Annotated in this window: 16 protein-coding genes and 1 riboswitch; of the genes, 1 reads left to right on the plus strand and 15 read right to left on the minus strand. The window is 65.5% G+C overall.

Annotation, left to right across the window (positions count from 1 at the left end):
* Nucleotides 1-563 precede the first annotated feature (563 nt).
* The 6 genes from DCM80_RS29470 to DCM80_RS29495 form a co-directional block, all read right to left on the minus strand.
* On the minus strand, nucleotides 564-1,145 hold the full coding sequence (locus DCM80_RS29470) for a hypothetical protein (RefSeq protein ID WP_257198087.1): 582 nt from the start codon (nucleotides 1,143-1,145) through the stop codon (nucleotides 564-566).
* 55 nt (nucleotides 1,146-1,200) lie between these two features.
* On the minus strand, nucleotides 1,201-3,438 hold the full coding sequence (locus DCM80_RS29475) for a TonB-dependent receptor (protein ID WP_257194900.1): 2,238 nt from the start codon (nucleotides 3,436-3,438) through the stop codon (nucleotides 1,201-1,203).
* A 112-nt stretch (nucleotides 3,439-3,550) separates the two neighbouring features.
* Nucleotides 3,551-3,765: riboswitch (cobalamin riboswitch) on the minus strand.
* Nucleotides 3,766-3,804: 39 nt separating this feature from the next.
* Nucleotides 3,805-4,068 (minus strand): hypothetical protein, encoded by a 264-nt coding sequence (locus DCM80_RS29480; RefSeq protein WP_257194901.1) that lies wholly within the window; start codon nucleotides 4,066-4,068, stop codon nucleotides 3,805-3,807.
* Nucleotides 4,069-4,421: 353 nt separating this feature from the next.
* Nucleotides 4,422-4,634 (minus strand): hypothetical protein, encoded by a 213-nt coding sequence (locus DCM80_RS29485; RefSeq protein WP_257194902.1) that lies wholly within the window; start codon nucleotides 4,632-4,634, stop codon nucleotides 4,422-4,424.
* A 148-nt stretch (nucleotides 4,635-4,782) separates the two neighbouring features.
* Nucleotides 4,783-4,959, minus strand: a complete 177-nt coding sequence (locus DCM80_RS29490; protein ID WP_196236021.1) for a hypothetical protein — start codon at nucleotides 4,957-4,959, stop codon at nucleotides 4,783-4,785.
* 106 nt (nucleotides 4,960-5,065) lie between these two features.
* Nucleotides 5,066-6,802 carry an adenylate/guanylate cyclase domain-containing protein gene (locus DCM80_RS29495; protein WP_257194904.1) on the minus strand — a complete coding sequence of 579 codons (1,737 nt, stop codon included), beginning with the start codon at nucleotides 6,800-6,802 and terminating at the stop codon, nucleotides 5,066-5,068.
* A gap of 315 nt (nucleotides 6,803-7,117) precedes the next feature.
* On the opposite strand from DCM80_RS29495, the gene DCM80_RS29500 reads away from it, so the two are divergent.
* Nucleotides 7,118-9,292: a lytic transglycosylase domain-containing protein gene (locus tag DCM80_RS29500; protein WP_257194905.1), complete on the plus strand. Its 2,175-nt coding sequence runs from the start codon at nucleotides 7,118-7,120 to the stop codon at nucleotides 9,290-9,292.
* Nucleotides 9,293-9,398: 106 nt separating this feature from the next.
* Here the strand turns inward: DCM80_RS29500 and DCM80_RS29505 are convergent, their stop codons facing one another.
* From DCM80_RS29505 to pdhA, 9 genes are all read right to left on the minus strand, one after another.
* Nucleotides 9,399-10,370 (minus strand): tripartite tricarboxylate transporter substrate binding protein BugD, encoded by a 972-nt coding sequence (locus tag DCM80_RS29505; protein WP_257194906.1) that lies wholly within the window; start codon nucleotides 10,368-10,370, stop codon nucleotides 9,399-9,401.
* 85 nt (nucleotides 10,371-10,455) lie between these two features.
* A complete protein-coding gene (locus tag DCM80_RS29510; RefSeq protein ID WP_257194907.1) occupies nucleotides 10,456-11,697 on the minus strand; it encodes a threonine synthase in 1,242 nt (413 codons plus the stop codon).
* A 163-nt stretch (nucleotides 11,698-11,860) separates the two neighbouring features.
* Complete coding sequence (gene lpdA / locus DCM80_RS29515; RefSeq protein WP_257194908.1) at nucleotides 11,861-13,282, minus strand: dihydrolipoyl dehydrogenase; 1,422 nt, start codon at nucleotides 13,280-13,282, stop codon at nucleotides 11,861-11,863.
* 17 nt (nucleotides 13,283-13,299) lie between these two features.
* Entirely contained in the window at nucleotides 13,300-13,497 is a 198-nt protein-coding gene (locus DCM80_RS29520) for a hypothetical protein (RefSeq protein WP_257198089.1), read from the minus strand.
* Between the two features lie 58 nt (nucleotides 13,498-13,555).
* The gene (locus tag DCM80_RS29525; RefSeq protein ID WP_257194909.1) at nucleotides 13,556-14,920 is read right to left on the minus strand and encodes a pyruvate dehydrogenase complex dihydrolipoamide acetyltransferase; all 1,365 of its coding nucleotides are present in this window, start codon (nucleotides 14,918-14,920) and stop codon (nucleotides 13,556-13,558) included.
* A gap of 58 nt (nucleotides 14,921-14,978) precedes the next feature.
* On the minus strand, nucleotides 14,979-15,431 hold the full coding sequence (locus DCM80_RS29530; protein ID WP_257194910.1) for a nucleoside deaminase: 453 nt from the start codon (nucleotides 15,429-15,431) through the stop codon (nucleotides 14,979-14,981).
* A 2-nt stretch (nucleotides 15,432-15,433) separates the two neighbouring features.
* Nucleotides 15,434-15,736: a DUF5076 domain-containing protein gene (locus DCM80_RS29535; RefSeq protein ID WP_028136212.1), complete on the minus strand. Its 303-nt coding sequence runs from the start codon at nucleotides 15,734-15,736 to the stop codon at nucleotides 15,434-15,436.
* Nucleotides 15,737-15,739: 3 nt separating this feature from the next.
* On the minus strand, nucleotides 15,740-17,131 hold the full coding sequence (locus DCM80_RS29540) for a pyruvate dehydrogenase complex E1 component subunit beta (protein WP_257194911.1): 1,392 nt from the start codon (nucleotides 17,129-17,131) through the stop codon (nucleotides 15,740-15,742).
* Between the two features lie 28 nt (nucleotides 17,132-17,159).
* On the minus strand, nucleotides 17,160-18,182 hold the full coding sequence (pdhA, locus tag DCM80_RS29545; RefSeq protein WP_028136210.1) for a pyruvate dehydrogenase (acetyl-transferring) E1 component subunit alpha: 1,023 nt from the start codon (nucleotides 18,180-18,182) through the stop codon (nucleotides 17,160-17,162).
* Between the last annotated feature and the right edge of the window lie 150 nt (nucleotides 18,183-18,332).

Raw genomic sequence — 18,332 nt, forward strand, 5'->3', positions numbered from 1 at the left:
CTGGCCTCCCTCGCCCCGCGAATTGGATGATGCAGTCTGCCCGGTTGGGCTCGCTCGCACCTCCGCGGAAGCTTGACCGTAGCAACGACGGCGAGGACCACACGGTTTTGCCGTACGCACGGCCCGCCATTTCACCCGCAGTATTCCCGGGCCCCGTCGACGAAGCCGGAAACTTACAGGCGAGACGAAGCCTAGCAGCGCCGTTCGTCCGCACGCGGCCACGGGCTCACAGGGACTACCCGCCCTGCCCGCACCTCTCGTGCCGACGCTGCCGCGTCCACCGCAAGCCCGGCTCGCGATCAAGACGACCTCGAGATCGCCCCTCTTGGTTGAGCCGGGATGGACGACACATACGTCAAAACCGAATTTCGGTAAAGTGGAATATTTTTGACGAGCGGGATTGACAGAGGCCGACACAGGCACGGTGCCGTAGCCCGGATGGAGCGCAGGCGTAATCCGGGACGATGCGAGATGCCGGGCGAGCGGCCCCGGATTGCGCGGAGCCTGTCATCGGGCGGCGCTTCGCGCCGACCCGTTGGCTCCATCCGGGCTACGAGAAGCACTCACGCCGACGTCGCGCCCTTGCGGCCGAACGGATCGGCCAGGCGAACGATCTCGCAGACGGCGACGAGGCCGGCGAGCCAAACGGCGCTGGTCAGGCCGATGCGCATCACGATCTCGGCGGTGAAGGCGCCCTCGCCGCCGAGGAACGGCGTTGGGGCGAGCAGCGCGAGCTCGTAAATCCCATAGGCGACGACGAGCATGATCGCGAGCAGCAGCGGTGTGCGGTGCCGGGGCAACAGGCCGAGCACCGTCGACGAGGCCGCGGTCGACAGCAACGCAGCCACACCGATGACCAAGCCCCAGGCGATCGTGCCGGCGTCAACGGGATAATGCAGCACGCCGAAACCGATGGTCTGGTTCACGAGCCAGGCGCCGGTGACGACGAGCAGCGCCGGACGCAGCGGCAGCATCGCCGCGGCCACGACGGCGAAGGCCGCGAACGGCGTTGCGCAGGCGAACGCAAAGCTGGCCAGCGCGCATGACGCCGTCAGCAGCGCAAAGCAGAACATGGGCGCAAGGCGCGGCGCGACCGGCTGAAGCCGGAGACGGCCGTCGTGAGGCAGCTGGATGCTGCGAGCCATGACGTCAGGAAGCATGGGCGAATTCCTTCTGTTTCGGATGCCCTTCCATTTGAGATCAGAACGTGGCGCCGGCCTTGAGCAGATAGGTGCGGCCGGGCAGCGGATAGGCACTGAAGCGGCCGTCCGTGAAGGTGCTGGCGATGGCGTAGTCGTAGTAGAGCGCGTTCAGCACGTTGTTGATGCTGAGCGACCAGAAATAGCGCTCAACCTGGCCGCTGAGCTTGAGATCGATCGTGCCGCCGGCCGGGATCGGCTTCTGGGTGCCCGCCTGGTCGTTGTCCATGCGCCGTTCGCTCCAGAAGCGCGCGGTGGCATCGAGCACCAGGTAGTTCTGCCAGATGTTCCAGCTGACACCTGCACTCGCCGTATAGCGCGACACCAGCGGCACATCGTTGCCGGCCCAGGCGCCTTCGCGGAAGACCGCGCGGGTATAGGCCATGCCGGAGCGCAGCAGCAGGGCATCGTTGACGCGATAGGACAGACTGGTCTCCGAGCCGTAGCGCCGGGTCGGGTCGAGATTGGTGTTGTAGAACAGCACCGGGTTGAAATGGACCTCGTTGGTGAGGTCCATCAGATAGAGACTGCTCTGTAGCTGCAGACCGCCGCCCTTGATGCGCAGACCGCCCTCGATGTCCTGCGAGGTCTGGGTCTTGAGCTGGAACGTTTGCGGGATCGCGGCGAAGGTCAGGGGATCGAAGGACGGCCCCGAGGACAGGCGCTCGTCGACGTCAGGCGTGCGGAACGCGCGCGCGGCGCGAGCGAACAGCGAGACCACGTCGTTGAGACGATGCTCGGCCCCGAGATGCAGCGCATATTGGGTCTCGTCGCTCGTCAGCGGCAGCGCACCGATATCGGCGTTGAACGGCGCCGCCGCATCGAAATTGTCGCGTGCCGCGAGACGGACGTTCTGCACCCGCGCGCCGTAGGAGACGTCGGTCGTAGGCAGCACGCCCAATGTGTGCTGGAAATAGCCTGCGACCGTCTGCTGCCTCAGGTCGTAATTGTGCCAGGCGGCGAGCCCCTGCCCGGCGCCGCGGTCCTGCTCAAAGCTCGCATCGTAATAGTCGATGCCGGTCAGGAGCTGCGACGGCAGGCCGAGCAACAGGCTCTTCACGCTGAGCCGCGGCGTGATCGACCAATTCGTCAGTTGGGACTCGACATAAGTCGAGGTGAAGAAAGCCGGAACCGGCGTCGGGCTGGAGAAAAACGTACTCTGCTGCTTCTTGTCGCGCACACCGCCGTCGACGATGAGATCGACGCCGTTGACCAGGGTCCTGGTGAACCCGGCCGTCGCGCTGAAGCCCTGCTGGTTGGCGGCATTGAAGGGCGTGCTGGTGCCTCGGCGGTTGGTCCTGAGCTCGTCGAGGCCGATCGAGGGATCGACGGTGCGACCGCCTGGCAGCCGCAGCTCCTGATTGTCGCCGGTGACGGTGAGAAACGCGCTCAGGCCCGGCGTGGTGTAGTTGAGATTGCCGACACCGTTCTGCTGCGAATAGCGATTGTTGTCGCGATAGCCGTCGGTCCTGACGGCATTGCCGTAGAACGAGGTCGACCATGGCCCGGAATTGAGCGCGGTCGAGACGTTGCCGAGCCGGGTGTTGAACGAGCCGAAGCCGGCCTCGATGCGCGCAGTCACGGGCGGTCCGCCGGCGCCGGTCCTGGTGACGATGTTGATCACGCCGCCGACCGCGTTGTCGCCGTAGAGCACCGCGCCGGAATTGCCGCGCGTGATCTCGATGCGCTCGATGGAATTGAGCGGGATGGTGGAGAGGTCCACCTGCGCCATGTCGATGTCGTTGAGGCGCCGGCCGTTGACCAGCACCAGCGTGTTGGCGGTGGCAAAGGCGCCGAAGCCGCGCAGGTCCACGCTGGTCTTGGCGCCGATCTGGCCGCCATAGAACGTCGTGATCTGGGCTCCCGGCACCTGTGTTGCGATGATCTCGGCAAGCGTCTGCGACGGCGAATGCGCGATATCCGCGGCCGTGATCACGGTCGTGGCGGCCCCGACGATACCGCCGCCGCCGCCGACAGCCTCAGAGCCCGAGCCGGATGAGCCGGTGCCATCGCCTGGCGGCGCAACGTTCGCGGTGCGCCGCGGCCGCGTCGCCTCGCCCTCACCGGTCGCCCTCGCCCGCGTGCGGTTCTGATCGGCGGGCTTGCTTACCTCGATCGGCGGCAATTGCTCGGCAAGCCCCTGCTGGGCGAAGGCGGAGGATAGATCGAGCGAATGGAGCGAGACGGACGCGAGCAGGCCGGCGCTGAGGCGCCAGGCGGCAGAAACGAGACGAGACATTGTTGTAACCTCGGATGACGTCAGTGGCACGTCACAGCGAACGAGGTTTCACGGCAGAGCGGCGGACTGCTCCGATGAAGCCAATGTCTGTACTCCCCGACCGACATCTTCGCGTGTGACCACGGCTGACGGCAGGTCTCCTGGCTCGCGGGTCGTTACCTTGCGTCGCCTTCCCAGGACCGAGATTCCCAGTGGCACAGGACGAAAGATTCACCGCTTACAGTTGCGGGGGCAGCCGTGGCGTTGAGATAGATCCCGGCATTGGGACATCCCGCACCACATTCCCTTTTGATCTCCGTGAGGAGAACCGTCGCCGGCCATTTAAGTGTCGCCCCGGCAGCGTGTCAATCGACCGTTGGGCGGCGCTCAGGTCCGTCCGCGCGGACGTTGCGCCTGGGCCCAGGCGGCCGTGACATCGCGTGGCGGAACATCGACGCGCTTGACTGGGGTCAGTTCGCCGGAGGCCGAGACGATCGCGGTTTCCTCGCGGCGGCAGCGCGGGCAGACGAAACGGACCTCATGCGGAGACGCCGACCAGCTCGACCGCTTCACATTAGCGGCCATCGGCCAGGCCTCGCAATGCGAGCACGACACCAGAAATCGACCGGGATCGAGCATACCCATTTCCATCGGACTCCACGTCCTGCTGCCTCTTCAATGATTAACCCAAGTGAATCGTTCCGGTGCCTAAGCACCGCCGGCGCTCCCTCGCGAGCGCAGGGCCATCGCATATCGTCACAACGTGACCAGAAGCTCACTTGCGGCCATCCTTCGAGACGCCCGCCTCCGGCGGGCCCTCAGGATGAGGTCGGAGTGCGTGGCAGCTATTTCGTAGGCAACTGCTGCTTAGCCTCATCCTGAGGAGACCGCGGAGCGGTCGTCTCGAAGGACGAGGCGTGCGCTCAGCTGTCGGAGAGCCGTATGCGATAGCCCTGCCGCGAACGAGGCGATCTCGCGGTCGCCGTTCCCGCCGCCGCTGGATCTCAGCGCGCGCCCTTGAGGGTGCAGGAGGTCGAGCAGGTGACGGTGGTGCCGCGATCGCATGCTTTGCAGGCGGCGACGCACTGGTTCAGGTCGCGGGGATTGTAGCTGTAGGCCCGCAAGGGGCAGGCCGGCGTCGTCGAGCCGGTGATGTCCTGCTCCTGGTCGCAGGCCGCCGTCATGAGCGCGATGATGATCACGGCAACGAGGCGCATGGGATGCCCTGTCTAGCACGACAATGACGTTCCGGTGCGCGCTGCATTGCAGCGAACTCCGGCCTTCCCACCACGGGCATCGCCGATCAACGACGCCCGCATGCCATCAGGATGCGCGCCAAACCTTAAGAACGGATTGCAGCCGGCCTCAGGCCGCAGCCTCGGTCGCGATCGCCTGCCGCATGTCGACCGCCAACTGACGGTACTGCTCCGAAAGCTTCAGATAGAACTCGCGCTTGCTGCCGTCGGTGGCGAGCTTGGCGATCAGCTCGCATTCGGCGGTGAGCGTCTCAAACCGTTCCAGCCTGTCCTGAAGTTCTGGCATCGGCGTGTCCCCATCAAACGCCTCAAGGACATCCAACCTAAGCCCGGGAAATAGGTCACGGCGAACATCGTTATCGAGCAGAAGCAATTTTTCCGATGCGGGCAGCCTATTTGCTGTCGAGCCGCCAGGCGCCGTCCCATCCCTCGTCGGGCGGGCTCGCCTCGAGCTGCGCGATGCGGCCGAGCATCGTGCGCGAGGGCCCGTCACCGGGAACGGCTTCGAGGGCCGCGTTGAAGGCAGCGCGCGCCGCATCGAAGCGCCTGGTACGATAGGCGGCGAGCGCCTCGGCATAGTGCGCGCGCAGGCTGGCTTGCGCATCGGTGAGCCCGCCCGCCCTCGCCATCACCTCGAAGATCGGCTGCGGCGCGCTCTGGCCGGCGACCGCCAGGCGATCGATCTCGCGCAGCTCGAGCCGCGATCCGATCGCCTCGGCGGTGGCCTGCGAGATCAGGATGCGGGTGCCGTAGACCTTGTTGACCGCTTCCAGCCGCGAGGCCAGGTTCACGGCATCGCCCATCACGGTGAAGCTCATCATCAGCTCGGAGCCGATGCTGCCGGTCAGCACCTCGCCGGTAGCGATGCCGATCCGCAAATCGCACGGCGCGGGCATGGCACGGATGCCGAGCAGGTCGGGCAGCTGCCGCTGCAGCGCGGGCACCTGATCGGCCATCTCGATCGCCGCGGTGCCGGCCAGGAGGGCCTGCTCGTCGTCCTCGATGAAGGGCGGCCCCCAATAGGACATGATGGCATCGCCGATATACTTGTCGATGATGCCGCGATTGTTCCTGACGGGTGCGGACATCACCGTGAAATAGTGGTTCATCACCTTGACGAGGCCGCGCGGCGTCATGCCCTCGCTCATCGAGGTGAAGCCGCTCATGTCGCAGAACATGATGGTCATGACCCGGCGCTCGCCGTCGATCGCGATCTCCGGCCGGTCGATCAGCCCCTGCACCACCTTGGGATCGATGTAGCGGCCGAAGGTCTCGCGGATGCGCTCGTTGTGTCTGAGCTGCTCGGTCATGCGGTTGAAGGCCGCGGCGAGCTCGCCGATCTCGTCCTGGGTGGAGACGGTGATGGTCTTGTCGAAGCGGCCTGCCTCGACCTCGCGGGTGCCGGCGAGCAGCAGCCGCACCGGGCGCGTGATGCCGCTGGACACCATCAGGGCAAAGACGAAGCCGACAATCGCCGCGAGCAACGTCACGACGCCCGAGACGACGATCGCCTGATGCTGGCGGCCGATCACCTGCGTCGTCGAGAAGAAGACCTGCGTCAGCATGTCGGCGCGGATCGCATCGACCTTGCGGTTGAACTGGTCGCGCACCACGTCGATGTGTTCCAGCGTGCCGCGGACCTCCGTCATCTGCCTGGCATCGGCCTGCTTGAGCAGCTTCGCATGGTCCTCGCTCAGGTCGCGGCGCAGCTCGGTGACGGCGGTCTCGATGCGAATATCGATCCGCCCCAGGGCGGCATTGTCGGAATAGGTCCTGGGGTCGTCGATGATCATGTTGATGAGCTTGCGTGCGGCCTCGGCGTCCTCCTCGATCTTGCGGTCGGATTCCTCGAAGTCGCGAAGGCGCGCCGCATAGGCCTGCTCGTCCGATGGCGCCTCCATCCTGGTCATCACCACCCGCCGCAGCGCCAGCGCCCGCTCCAGCGAATGGATGTTGGCGCGGGCCAGATGGCTGTAGGCCGGGATGTAGCGATTGGTCAGCTCGTCCAGGAGGACGCCGACCTGGCTCGACATCACCATCGACAGGATCGAGGTGACCAGCATCAGGACGATCAGTCCGAGGGCGATGCCGACGATCTTGTGCCGGATCGACTGGTTGAAAATCGGCATAGGTGTGGGCAAAGGCCAAAAGGATGCAGGGAGGGAACTCCATACACCGAGTCCAGCTGCGGGAACACGCGCAATCTGGTTCCTTCAGGCGCCTTGAACCGCCCGCGCCGTCGCGCACGCCCGGATCGTTAACAAAGGTTAAAGAGCTGTCACGCCCGGTTCCTGAGTTCCGCATCACATCCGTATTTCGCCGCATTGTTGCGACAGCGTGAGGAATGCGGGACGATGCCGTGGCATCGTATCCGGTATTTTGATTCTCAAGCCGCATGTCGTCGCGGACCTTGGTTTGTGGTGGTTTCGCAGGGGGACCATGGAATGAACCAGTGCCTACGCTCGCTCGCGTGTGTCGTTGCCGTGGCCGCATTGACTCTCGTTCCCACCGGGCTGGCGGCAAAAAGCAGTCACAAATCCTCCACGCCGAAGAAGACGCATGAGGCGAAAGCCGGCAAGCAGCGTCACGCCGCGACGAAGTCCTCGGCGAAGTCGCGCCACGGCAAGCACGCCGAGGCCAAGCGCAAGTCGAAGACCATCGACGAGCCTTCCAGCAAACCGGCGTTGCCGCCGCTGACCGGCGACCTCGCCGCGCTGAAGGACGCGATCGACCTCACGCGCAAGGGTAAGGGCGAGGATGCCAACGCGGCGCGCGAGCGCATTGCCGATCCCGCCGGACAGAAGCTCGCGGACTGGTTCATGCTTCGCCATTCCGAGAGCACGGCGAATTTCAAGCGCTACGCCGCGTTCCTCGCGGCCAATCCGGACTGGCCGAGCCGCACGCTGCTGCGCCGCCGTGCCGAGGCGCGACTGTGGCAGGAGAAGAGCGATGCGGCCACCGTGCACAAATTCACCATGGACCGGCCGATCAGCGCCAAGGGCAAGTTCGCGCTCGCCCGCGCGCTGCGCGCCGAAGGCGAGACCGACCGGGCCGCGCATCTGGTGCGCGAGGCCTGGCGCGCGGACGAATTGTCCGAACGCAGCGAGCAGGATTCCTACGACGCGTTCGGAGATCTTCTCACCGCGGACGATCATCGCGCCCGCATGGACAAGCGGCTCGGTGCCAAGGACTACGCGGCTGCGCGGCGCGCTGCGAAACGGCTCGGCGAGGACGCGCTCGCGATCGTCAAGGCCTGCGCCGCCGTGACCGGCAAGTCGAGCAAGGCCAAGGATTATCTCGAGGACGTGTCGGGCGAAGCGCGGCGCGATCTCGGCTATGTGCTCTGCCGCGCCCAATGGCACCTCCAGAACGATCGTATCGACGATGCCGCCGAGGTGATCCTGGCCGCCGCGCCCGAAACCATGGCGGCGCAGGATACCGATGCCTGGTGGCGTGAGCGGCGCATGCTTGCGCGCAAGCTGCTCGACCAGGGCAAGTTCAAAACCGCCTATGACGTGGTGCGCACGGCCGCGGTGCCGGACAAGGAAGTCTATCGCGTCGACTATCATTTCATGTGCGGCTGGATCGCGTTGCGCTTTCTCGACGATCCCAGGACGGCGATGGTGCACTTCGTCGCCGTCGACGAGGGCTCGGCCAATCCGATCGCGCTGTCGCGCGCCCATTACTGGCGCGGCCGCGCAGCCGAGGCGATGGGTGCCGTGGCCGATGCGCGCATGAGCTATCGGGCGGCCTCGCGCTATCCAACCGCCTATTACGGCCAGCTGGCGCGCGCTAAGCTCGGCCTCGACCGCGTCGAGCTGCGAGCGCCCTCGCTGGTCCTGGCCGCCGCCGATACACCGCCCGCGGACGAGCGCGTGCGTGCCGCCGACATGCTCTACGGCATCGGCGAGCGCGACCTGGTGTTCTATTACGCCGAGGACTTTGCCAAGGAGAGCACCGACGTCGCCGCGCTCGAAGCGCTGGGCGAGCTCGCCCGGCGTCGCAACGATGCCCGCGTGATGCTGGAGGTGGGCAAGACGGCGCTGGCGCGCGGGCTCGCGCTCGACCATTACGCCTTTCCCACCATCGGTATCCCCGAACACAAGCAGGTCGCGCCTGCGATCGAAACCAGCGTGATCTATTCGGTGGCGCGCACCGAGAGCTCGTTCGAGCAGCGCGACAAGTCGCATGCCAACGCGGTCGGGCTAATGCAGGTGACGCCGGTAGCGGGACGCGACACCGCCAAGCGCTTCGGCCTGACTTACGATTGGGACAGGATGGTCTCCGATCCCGTCTACAACACGCAGATGGGCGCCGCCGAGCTCAGCGCGCTGTTCTCGGAATATCGCGGCAACCAGATCATGACCTTCGCCGGCTACAATGCCGGCCGCGGCCGCGTGCGCGATTGGGTGCAGGCGCGCGGCGACCCCCGCGATCCCAAGGTCGACCCGGTCGACTGGGTCGAGCGCATCCCGCTGTCGGAGACGCGCAACTACGTCCAGCGCGTGATCGAGAACGTGCTGGTCTATCGCGCGCGGTTCGAGGATAGCAGCATGGTCGCCGGCAAGAGCGACGAACGCGTCGTGACGAAGGACGCAAGCGCGATGCCGGTGGATTAAGCGCAGCCGTAGGGCGGATTAGCGCAGCGTAATCCGCCTCTTCTGTCTCTGCGGAGAGAGGCGTTGGCGGATTACGCTGCGCTAATCCGCCCTACGGACCTCGCCTTCAATCCACCTTGATGTTGGCCGCCTTGATCATCGGCCACCATTTTGCGATCTCGGCCTTCTGCCTTGTGCCGAGCGCTTCGGGCGCGAGCTGGTCCTTCGGTGTCATCTCCAGACCCTGGTTTTCGAGCTGCTTCCTCACGGCGGGATCGTTCAGCGCTTCCACGGCCGCGGCGTTGAGCTTTGCCACGATCTCCTTCGGCGTGCCCTTCGGAACCCACATGCCCGACCACAGCGTCATGTTGAAGCCCTTCAGGCCCGCCTCCTCCACGGTCGGGATCTCCGGCGCCGAGGCCAGGCGCTTGCTGTCGGTGATGCCGTAGGCGCGGATGGTGCCGGCGCGGACCTGACCGATCGAGTTGGAGGCCTGGTCGACCATGATGTCGATCTGGCCGGCGATCAGGTCGTTCAGCGCGGGCGCGGTGCCGCGATACGGCACGTATTGCAGCTTGATGCCGGAGATGCTTTCCAAATAGACGCCGGCGATGTGGCTGCCCGAGCCGGCGCCGGCGGTGCCCGCCGTCGGCGCCGAGCCGCGCGATTTCAGCCACTCGATCAGCTCCTTCAGCGACGTCGCGGGCACCGCATTCTTGCTGACGACCATCATCGGATTGCTCGGCAGCAGCACCACCGGCTCGAGGTCGGCGACGAGGTCGTATTTGAGCTTGTAGACGGCGCCGTTGGCGACGTGGGTGCCGAGATGGCCGAACGAGATGGTGTAGCCGTCCGGCGGCGACTGCACGGCGCGGCCGACGCCGATCGAGCCGCCGGCGCCGGTGACGTTCTCGATCACGACGGGCTGGCCGAGCGGCACCCGCATGCGCTCGGCAAGCACGCGCGCCATTGCATCGGACGGTCCGCCCGCCGCGAATGGCACGATGATGGTGATCGGACGGGTGGGATAGTCGTCGGCGCGCGCGGCGCCGACAGCAGCGAGAACAGCAAACAGCGCAGCCCAGACGGCCTTCGTCATTGTCTTCTCCCCAGCGATGTCTTTGTTGTTTTTTTGGCCCTCTGCCCGCGTACGGGAAGAGGGATCGTGCGTAGCCTATCCCGCGCTAGAACTGCGCGTAATCGATCGGCTTGTGGCGGTCGAGCGTGCGGGTGACCGGCGGCAGCGGATATTTCAGGCCGGTGGCGCAGTTGAACAGCATCACGCGATCACTCTTCGAGACGCGGCCGTCGACGAGGCTCTCCTTGTAGGCGGCGTAGGTGGCGGCGCCCTCGGGGCACAGCAGCAGCCCCTCCCCGCGCGCGACCTCGTTCAGCGCCGCCGAGATCTTGTCGTCGTCGACCGCGATGGCAAAACCCTTGCTCTCGCGCACCGCGCGCAGGATCAGGAAATCGCCGATCGCCTGCGGCACGCGGATGCCGGAGGCGATGGTGTGGGCGTCCTCCCAGCGCGTGGCGTTCTCGGTGCCGGCCTCAAAGGCCCGCACCATCGGCGCGCAGCCGGAGGCCTGCACCGCGACCATGCGCGGACGCTTCGAGCCGATGAAGCCGATCTTCTCCAGCTCGTCGAACGCCTTCCACATGCCGATCAGGCCGGTGCCGCCGCCGGTCGGATAGAAGATCACGTCCGGCACGTCCCAGCCGAGCTGCTCGGCGAGCTCGAGGCCCATCGTCTTCTTGCCCTCGATGCGGTACGGCTCCTTCAGCGTCGAGGTGTCAAACCAGCCGACCTTGGCCTTGCCCTCGCCGACGATCTTGCCGCAATCGTCGATATAGCCGTTGACGCGGTAGACGGTGGCGCCCTGCAGCTCGATCTCGCTGACGTTCACCTCGGGCGTGTCGGCCGGGCAGAAGATCGTGGTCTTGATGCCGCAGCTCGTGGCGTAGGCCGCCAGCGCCGCGCCGGCGTTGCCGTTGGTCGGCATCGCCATGTGCTTGATGCCGAGCGCCTTGCCCATCGACACCGCCATGACGAGGCCGCGCGCCTTGAACGAGCCGGTCGGCAGGCGTCCCTCGTCCTTGACGATGATCTCGCCGCCGCCGAGCTTCTTAGCCAATTTGGGCAGCCGGATCAGCGGCGTCGTGACCTCGCCGAGCGAGACGATGTCCTGGCACTTGCGCACCGGCAGCAGCTCGCGGTAGCGCCACATGTCGCCCGGCCGCTGCGCAAGGGCATCCTTGGTCAGCGCCTTCTTCACGCCTGCAAGATCGTAGCGCACCAGCAGCGGCTTGCCCGCCTTGGAGAGATTATGGACCTGGTCGGCGGCGTAGTGATCGCCCTCCATCGCGCATTCGAGATGGGTGACGAAGGTCGGGCGTTCGATGGTGAGGTTGTCGTTGTCGTGCATGCTGCTTCTTTCTTCTTGCTTGTTCAAACCGCTCTTTCCACGCCTCATTGCGAGGAGCCCGCGACAAAATTGCGGAGCAATTTTGCGCTGGTGCGACGAAGCAATCCAGACTCTTTCTGCGGAGGCAGTCTGGATTGCTTCGCTTCGCTCGCAATGACGGTCGTCATATGTTCAACACCCGTCCATACGCATCCAGCACGGCTTCCTTCATCATCTCCGACAGGGTCGGATGCGGGAACACGGTGTGCATCAATTCCTCTTCCGTCGTCTCCAGATTCATGGCGACGACGTAGCCCTGGATCAGCTCGGTCACTTCTGCGCCGACCATATGGGCCCCTAACAGCTGGCCGGTCTTCTTGTCGAAGATGACCTTGACGAGGCCCTGGTCCTCGCCGAGCGCGATGGCCTTGCCGTTGCCGACGAAGGGGAAGCGGCCGACGCGGATCTCGCGGCCGTTCTCCTTGGCCTTGGCTTCGGTGAGGCCGACCGAGGCGACCTGCGGCTGGCAATAGGTGCAGCCCGGGATCAGATTCTTGTCCATGGGATGCGGGTTGAGGCCCTTGATCGCCTCGACGCAGATCACACCCTCATGCTCGGCCTTGTGAGCCAGCATGGGCGGACCTGCGACGTCGCCGATGGCGTAGATGCCGGGAACGTTGGTCTTGCCGTAGCCGTCGACGACGATGATGCCGCGCTCGGTCTTCACCCCGAGCTTTTCCAGGCCGAGATTCTCGATGTTGCCGACGACGCCGACCGCCGAGATCACGCGCTCGAACTCTGATGTGACCGGCTTGCCCTTGCCGTCGTCGATGGTGGCGACGACGCTGTCGGCCTTCTTCTCGAGCTTGGTCACTTTGGTCGAGGACATGATCTTGATGCCCTGCTTCTCCAGCCGCTTGCGGGCAAGGCCTGCGATCTCCGCGTCCTCGACGGGCAGGATCTGCGGCAGCACCTCGACGACGGTGACGTCCGAGCCCATGGTATGGAAGAACGAGGCGAACTCGATGCCGATCGCGCCGGAGCCGACCACCAGCAGCGACTTCGGCATCCGCTCCGGCACCATCGCCTCGAAATAGGTCCAGACCAGCTTCTTGTCGGGCTCGAGCCCCGGCAGCACGCGCGGCCGTGCGCCGGTTGCGACGATGATGTGCTTGGCCTGATAGGTGCCCTCGCCCAGCGCGCCCTTCGGCGCTTCGACGTCGGACTTCTTCACGGTGACCTTGCCGGGCGCCTCGATCGCGGCCGCGCCCCAGATCACGCTGACCTTGTTCTTCTTCATCAGGAAGCCGACGCCGTCGTTGAGGCGCTTGGAGACACCGCGCGAGCGCTGTACGACGGCCTTGGGATCGAACGAGACCTTCTCCGCCGAGAGACCGTAGTCTTTGGCGTGCTGCATGTAGTGGTAGATCTCGGCCGAGCGCAGCAGCGCCTTGGTCGGGATGCAGCCCCAGTTCAGGCAGATGCCGCCGAGATAGGACTTTTCGACGATCGCGGTCTTGAAGCCGAGCTGCGCGGCGCGGATCGCAGTGACGTAGCCGCCGGGACCGGAGCCGATGATGATGACGTCGAAGGATGTGTCGGCCATGGCGGCTCCCGTTCAACTCAAGAGGCACCGCGGGCGCGGCGCTTGAAGACAATCAATCTGACCAGCCATTCAATGATCCCGATCAGGACCAGAATGGCCAGCGCGCTGAACACGATCGGTTGAGCGATGTTCCGCGACAGCTGCTCCCCCGAGAAGAAGGCGGACCGAAGAAAATCGAGCCCAACCGGGTTGAGCGCGACGACCGCGCCGAGCAGCAACGATATCCATGGCCAGCGGGTCCGGACATGCAAGGTTGCCCCCTCTGCCGCCGCGTCAAACCATCATCATCACAGGGTTTTCGATCAGCTGCTTGAAGGCGCCGATCAGCTCGGCGCCGAGCGCGCCGTCGATGGCACGGTGATCGCAGGACAAGGTCACGCTCATCATGTGCGCGATCTCGATCTTGCCGCCGCGCACCACGGGACGCTCCTCGCTGGTGCCGACCGCCAGGATGGTCGCATGCGGCGGATTGATCACGGCGGTGAAGTGGCTGATGCCGTACATGCCGAGGTTGGAGACGGCGGTGGTGCCGCCCTGGTATTCCTCGGGCTTCAATTTGCGCGAGCGTGCGCGCGCGGCAAAATCCTTCATCTCGTTGGAGATGACCGACAGCGTCTTGGTCTCCGCCTTGCGGATGATCGGCGTGATCAGGCCGCCGGGCATCGCGACGGCGACGCCGACGTCGGAATGATGGTGCTTGACCATGCCGCTTTCGGTCCAGCTGACGTTGCAGTTCGGGATCTTCTGCAGCGCCACCGCCATCGCCTTGATGACGAAATCGTTGACCGATATCTTGTAGAGCGGCTTCTTCTCCTTGTCCTTCGGAGCTGCGGCATTGATCTCCTCGCGGGCAGCGAGCAGCTTGCCGATGTCGCAGTCGATCGTGAGGTAGAAGTGCGGGACGTTCTGGATCGACGCGGTCAGGCGCTGCGCGATGGTGCGGCGCATGCCGTCATGCGGGACGATCTCGTAGGAGCCTGGCTCGAACAGCGACAAAATCTGCTTGTCCGACATGGTGGGCGCGATCGCGGGCGCGCCGCCGGAGGGCGCAGCCGCGGGCGCCTTGAGGCCCTTGCCCGACTTGGCCTGCTCGACGTCGCGCGCGACCACGCGGCCGTGCGGACCGGTGCCGGTGACCATGCCGACATCGATGCCGGCTTCCTTGGCGAGGCGCCGCGCCAGCGGCGATGAGAACACGCGGGCGCCATGACCGTTCGCCTGCGCGGCCGGAGCTGCGGCCTGCGGCGCGGGAGCCGCAGGCGGGGGAGCGGCCTTGGGCGCGGCAGGTGCAGGCGCGGGAGCTGGCGCAGCAGCCGGAGCTTCAGCGGGCTTCTCTGCTTTCGGCGGCGCGGCCGAAGCGCTCGGCTTGGCGCTCCCCGCGGCCTTCACGTCCTCGCCCTCGCCGGCAAGGACCGCGATCACGTCGTTGACCGGGACGTCCTGCGTGCCCTCGGGCACCAGGATCTTGGCGATCGTGCCCTCGTCGATCGCCTCGACCTCCATGGTCGCCTTGTCGGTCTCGATCTCGGCGATCACGTCGCCGGACTTGACCTTGTCGCCTTCCTTCTTCAGCCATTTGGCGAGGTTGCCCTTCTCCATCGTCGGCGAGAGAGCGGGCATCAGGATGTTGATGGGCATGCTGACCTCAAGAAGAACTTTGCAAAACGTCGTCTTTCGACAGCGAAGACGACCAGGTTTAGTTGCCGATGTCGCCCTGCCACAGGCGCTCATTGGCAGGGATGGAACGCCAATTCTTCATCATGGTGATGGAGCGGTCATCGGCAAGGTCGATCCAGGGGATACCGAACTTGTCGAGGATGTCCTTGGAGCCTTCGAAGGTGACGGATTCTCCGATCACCACCAGCTTGACCTTGAAAAGCCCGAGCGCACCCGCGCACATCGAGCACGGCGACAGCGTGGTGTACATGACGGTGTCGTGGAACGAGATCGCGCCGGCCTCGCGCAGGCAGCTCATCTCGCCGTGCAGGATCGGATTGTTCTCCTGCACGCGGTTGTTGTGGCCGCGGGCGATGATCTTGTTGTCGCGCGTCAGCACCGCGCCGATCGGCAGGCCGCCTTGCGCGATCGAAGCCTCCGCCTCGCGGATCGCCTCCAGCATGAAATCGAAATGATAGGGCTCGATCGCCATGGTCAGTGTCCCTTGCCGCGCGGCGTCGTCGTGCCGGTGTCGGTGGGACGCTCGATCTCGGCCTGGAACATCTCGAGGATCCGGTTCAGCGCATCCTCTTCGGTATATTCGCTTTCGCGCGCATAGGCGCGCGCGGCATGGCGGGCGAGATCGACGAGCAGGAGGCCCCACATGTCGGGCTCCTCGAAGGCGCGCTGGAACGCCATCGACAGCCCGCCGTCCAGCACGAACACGCGCAGGATCTCGACCGCATCGTCGCGGGCCATGACGTCGGGCGGCAGTGGCTGCTCCTTGGGGCCCGCCATGGTCTACCTGTAGCAGACGGCTTTGGCGGCCTCGACGACCTCGGCCGCCGACGGCAGCGCGAGCTTCTCCAGGTTCGCCGCATACGGCATCGGCACGTCCTTGCCGGAAACGCGCGTCACCGGCGCGTCCAGATAATCGAAGGCGTTCTCCATGATGCGCGCGGCGATCTCGGCGCCGACGCCGCTCTGGGCCCAGCCCTCCTCCACCGTTACCGCACGCCCGGTCTTCTTCACCGAGTTGACGATGGTCTCGGTGTCCATCGGGCGCAGCGTCCGCAGGTCGATCACCTCGGCCTCGATGCCGTCCTTGGCGAGCTCGTCGGCGGCCTTCAGCGCATAGGTCATGCCGTTCGACCAGGAGATGATCGTGACATGGCTGCCCGCGCGCACGATGCGCGCCTTGCCGATCGGGATGATGAAATCATCCAGCTTGGGGACTTCGCCGGTGTGGCCGTAGAGCACCTCGTTCTCGAGGAAGATCACCGGATTGGGATCGCGGATCGCGGCCTTGAGCAGGCCCTTGGCATCGGCGGCCGAATACGGCGCGACGACCTTGAGCCCGGGAACGTGCGAGTACCAGGCCGAGTAATCCTGGCTGTGCTGGGCGGCGACGCGGGCGGCCGCACCGTTGGGGCCTCGGAACACGATCGAGCAGCCCATCTGGCCGCCGGACATGTAGAGCGTCTTGGCGGCGGAGTTGATGATCTGGTCGATCGCCTGCATGGCGAAGTTGAAGGTCATGAACTCGACGATCGGCTTGAGGCCGGCCATCGCGGCTCCGACGCCGACGCCGGCAAAGCCGTGCTCGGTGATCGGCGTATCGATCACGCGCTTGGCGCCGAATTCCTGGAGCAGCCCTTGCGTGACCTTGTAGGCGCCCTGATATTCGGCGACCTCCTCGCCCATCACGAACACGTCGGCGTCGCGACGCATCTCTTCGGCCATGGCGTCGCGCAAAGCTTCGCGGATGGTCTGCGTCACCATCTCGGTCCCGGCGGGCACTTCCGGATCCGGCTCGGCAACGGCCTGCGGGGCAGCCGGCGCGGCCTTCGGTTGCGGCGCCTCGGCCTTGGCGGCGGCCGGGGGCGCCGACTCGGCAGCTTTCTCCTGCTTCGCCGGCGCGGACGCCTTGGCGAGATCGGCCGCGCTCTCGCCGTCGGCGAGAATGGTCGCGATCGGCGTGTTCACCGCGACGTCGGCGGTGCCCTCGGGGATCAGGATCTTGCCGAGCGTGCCCTCGTCGGTCGCCTCGACCTCCATGGTCGCCTTGTCGGTCTCGATCTCCGCGATCACGTCACCCGACTTGATCGCTTCGCCCTCTTTCTTCAGCCATTTGGCGAGGTTGCCCTTCTCCATCGTGGGCGACAACGCGGGCATCAGCACTTGAATTGGCATATCTTCTCCAAGGAAAGCTTGCGCGCGTTCAGCGGTAGACGTCGGTCCAGAGCTCGGCGGCATCCGGCTCGGGATCATGCTGGGCGAAATCGGCGGAGGCGTTGACGATGTCGCGCACCTCGGCGTCGATCGCCTTGAGGTCGGCCTCGCTGACCTTGGCAGCCAACAGGCGGTTGCGCACCTGCTCGATCGGGTCCTGGTCGTGGCGGACCTTCTCGACCTCCTCGCGTGTGCGATATTTTGCAGGATCGGACATCGAGTGCCCGCGGTAGCGATAGGTCTGCATCTCCAGGATGAAGGGCCCCTTGCCGGCGCGGCACCAGGCCGCCGCCTCCTCGCCCGCGGCCTTGACGGCGCGAACGTCCATGCCGTCGATCTGCTTGCCGGGGATGTTGAAGGACGCGCCGCGCTTGGAGAAATCCTGCTGCGCCGAGGCGCGCGAGACCGAGGTGCCCATGGCGTAGCGGTTGTTCTCGATGACGTAGATCACCGGCAGCTTCCAGAGCTCCGCCATGTTGAAGCTCTCGTAGACCTGGCCTTGGTTGGCCGCGCCGTCGCCGAAATAGGTGACGCTGACATTGTCGTTGCCGCGATAATGATTGGCGAAGGCGAGGCCCGTGCCGAGCGAGACCTGGGCGCCGACGATGCCGTGGCCGCCGTAAAAATGCTTCTCCTTGCTGAACATGTGCATGGAGCCGCCCTTGCCCTTGGAATAGCCGCCGCGGCGTCCCGTGAGCTCGGCCATGACGCCATTGGCGTCCATGCCGGTAGCAAGCATGTGGCCGTGATCGCGATAGCCGGTGATGACCTGATCGCCCTCCTTCAGGGCCATCTGCATGCCGACCACCACGGCCTCCTGGCCGATATAGAGGTGGCAGAAGCCGCCGATTGCACCCATGCCGTAGAGCTGGCCGGCCTTTTCCTCGAACCTGCGGATCAGGAGCATGTCGCGGAGCGCCTTGAGCTCCTGTTCCCTCGTGAATTCCGGAGGCGAACCGCCGTCGGTCTTGTCCTGTGGAGGGCTTGCGGCGGCTTTCTTGGGTGCGGCCATAGGAATTCCGGGTCAGAGAAAACTTGTGCCCTCTCTAACCCAAGTCAAACGCCCTTGGAAAGCACCGCGGCAGCATGCCACGACTTTCATTATGCCGCACTGCAACGTGGTCGAAATATTGGAAAATCTTTGGCGCCGATCGGGCAACAA

Source organism: Bradyrhizobium sp. WBOS08 (assembly GCF_024585125.1).
GTDB classification, from domain to species: Bacteria; Pseudomonadota; Alphaproteobacteria; order Rhizobiales; family Xanthobacteraceae; genus Bradyrhizobium; species Bradyrhizobium japonicum_B.

Excerpts from the sequence above, each read along its gene's own strand:
- DCM80_RS29470 (WP_257198087.1), bottom strand. The coding sequence starts at position 1,145 with ATGGCTCGCAGCATCCAGCTGCCTCACGACGGCCGTCTCCGGCTTCAG.
- DCM80_RS29475 (WP_257194900.1), bottom strand. The coding sequence starts at position 3,438 with ATGTCTCGTCTCGTTTCTGCCGCCTGGCGCCTCAGCGCCGGCCTGCTC.
- DCM80_RS29480 (WP_257194901.1), bottom strand. The coding sequence starts at position 4,068 with ATGGAAATGGGTATGCTCGATCCCGGTCGATTTCTGGTGTCGTGCTCG.
- DCM80_RS29485 (WP_257194902.1), bottom strand. The coding sequence starts at position 4,634 with ATGCGCCTCGTTGCCGTGATCATCATCGCGCTCATGACGGCGGCCTGC.
- DCM80_RS29490 (WP_196236021.1), bottom strand. The coding sequence starts at position 4,959 with ATGCCAGAACTTCAGGACAGGCTGGAACGGTTTGAGACGCTCACCGCC.
- DCM80_RS29495 (WP_257194904.1), bottom strand. The coding sequence starts at position 6,802 with ATGCCGATTTTCAACCAGTCGATCCGGCACAAGATCGTCGGCATCGCC.
- DCM80_RS29500 (WP_257194905.1), top strand. The coding sequence starts at position 7,118 with ATGAACCAGTGCCTACGCTCGCTCGCGTGTGTCGTTGCCGTGGCCGCA.
- DCM80_RS29505 (WP_257194906.1), bottom strand. The coding sequence starts at position 10,370 with ATGACGAAGGCCGTCTGGGCTGCGCTGTTTGCTGTTCTCGCTGCTGTC.
- DCM80_RS29510 (WP_257194907.1), bottom strand. The coding sequence starts at position 11,697 with ATGCACGACAACGACAACCTCACCATCGAACGCCCGACCTTCGTCACC.
- lpdA (WP_257194908.1), bottom strand. The coding sequence starts at position 13,282 with ATGGCCGACACATCCTTCGACGTCATCATCATCGGCTCCGGTCCCGGC.
- DCM80_RS29525 (WP_257194909.1), bottom strand. The coding sequence starts at position 14,920 with ATGCCCATCAACATCCTGATGCCCGCTCTCTCGCCGACGATGGAGAAG.
- DCM80_RS29530 (WP_257194910.1), bottom strand. The coding sequence starts at position 15,431 with ATGGCGATCGAGCCCTATCATTTCGATTTCATGCTGGAGGCGATCCGC.
- DCM80_RS29535 (WP_028136212.1), bottom strand. The coding sequence starts at position 15,736 with ATGGCGGGCCCCAAGGAGCAGCCACTGCCGCCCGACGTCATGGCCCGC.
- DCM80_RS29540 (WP_257194911.1), bottom strand. The coding sequence starts at position 17,131 with ATGCCAATTCAAGTGCTGATGCCCGCGTTGTCGCCCACGATGGAGAAG.
- pdhA (WP_028136210.1), bottom strand. The coding sequence starts at position 18,182 with ATGGCCGCACCCAAGAAAGCCGCCGCAAGCCCTCCACAGGACAAGACC.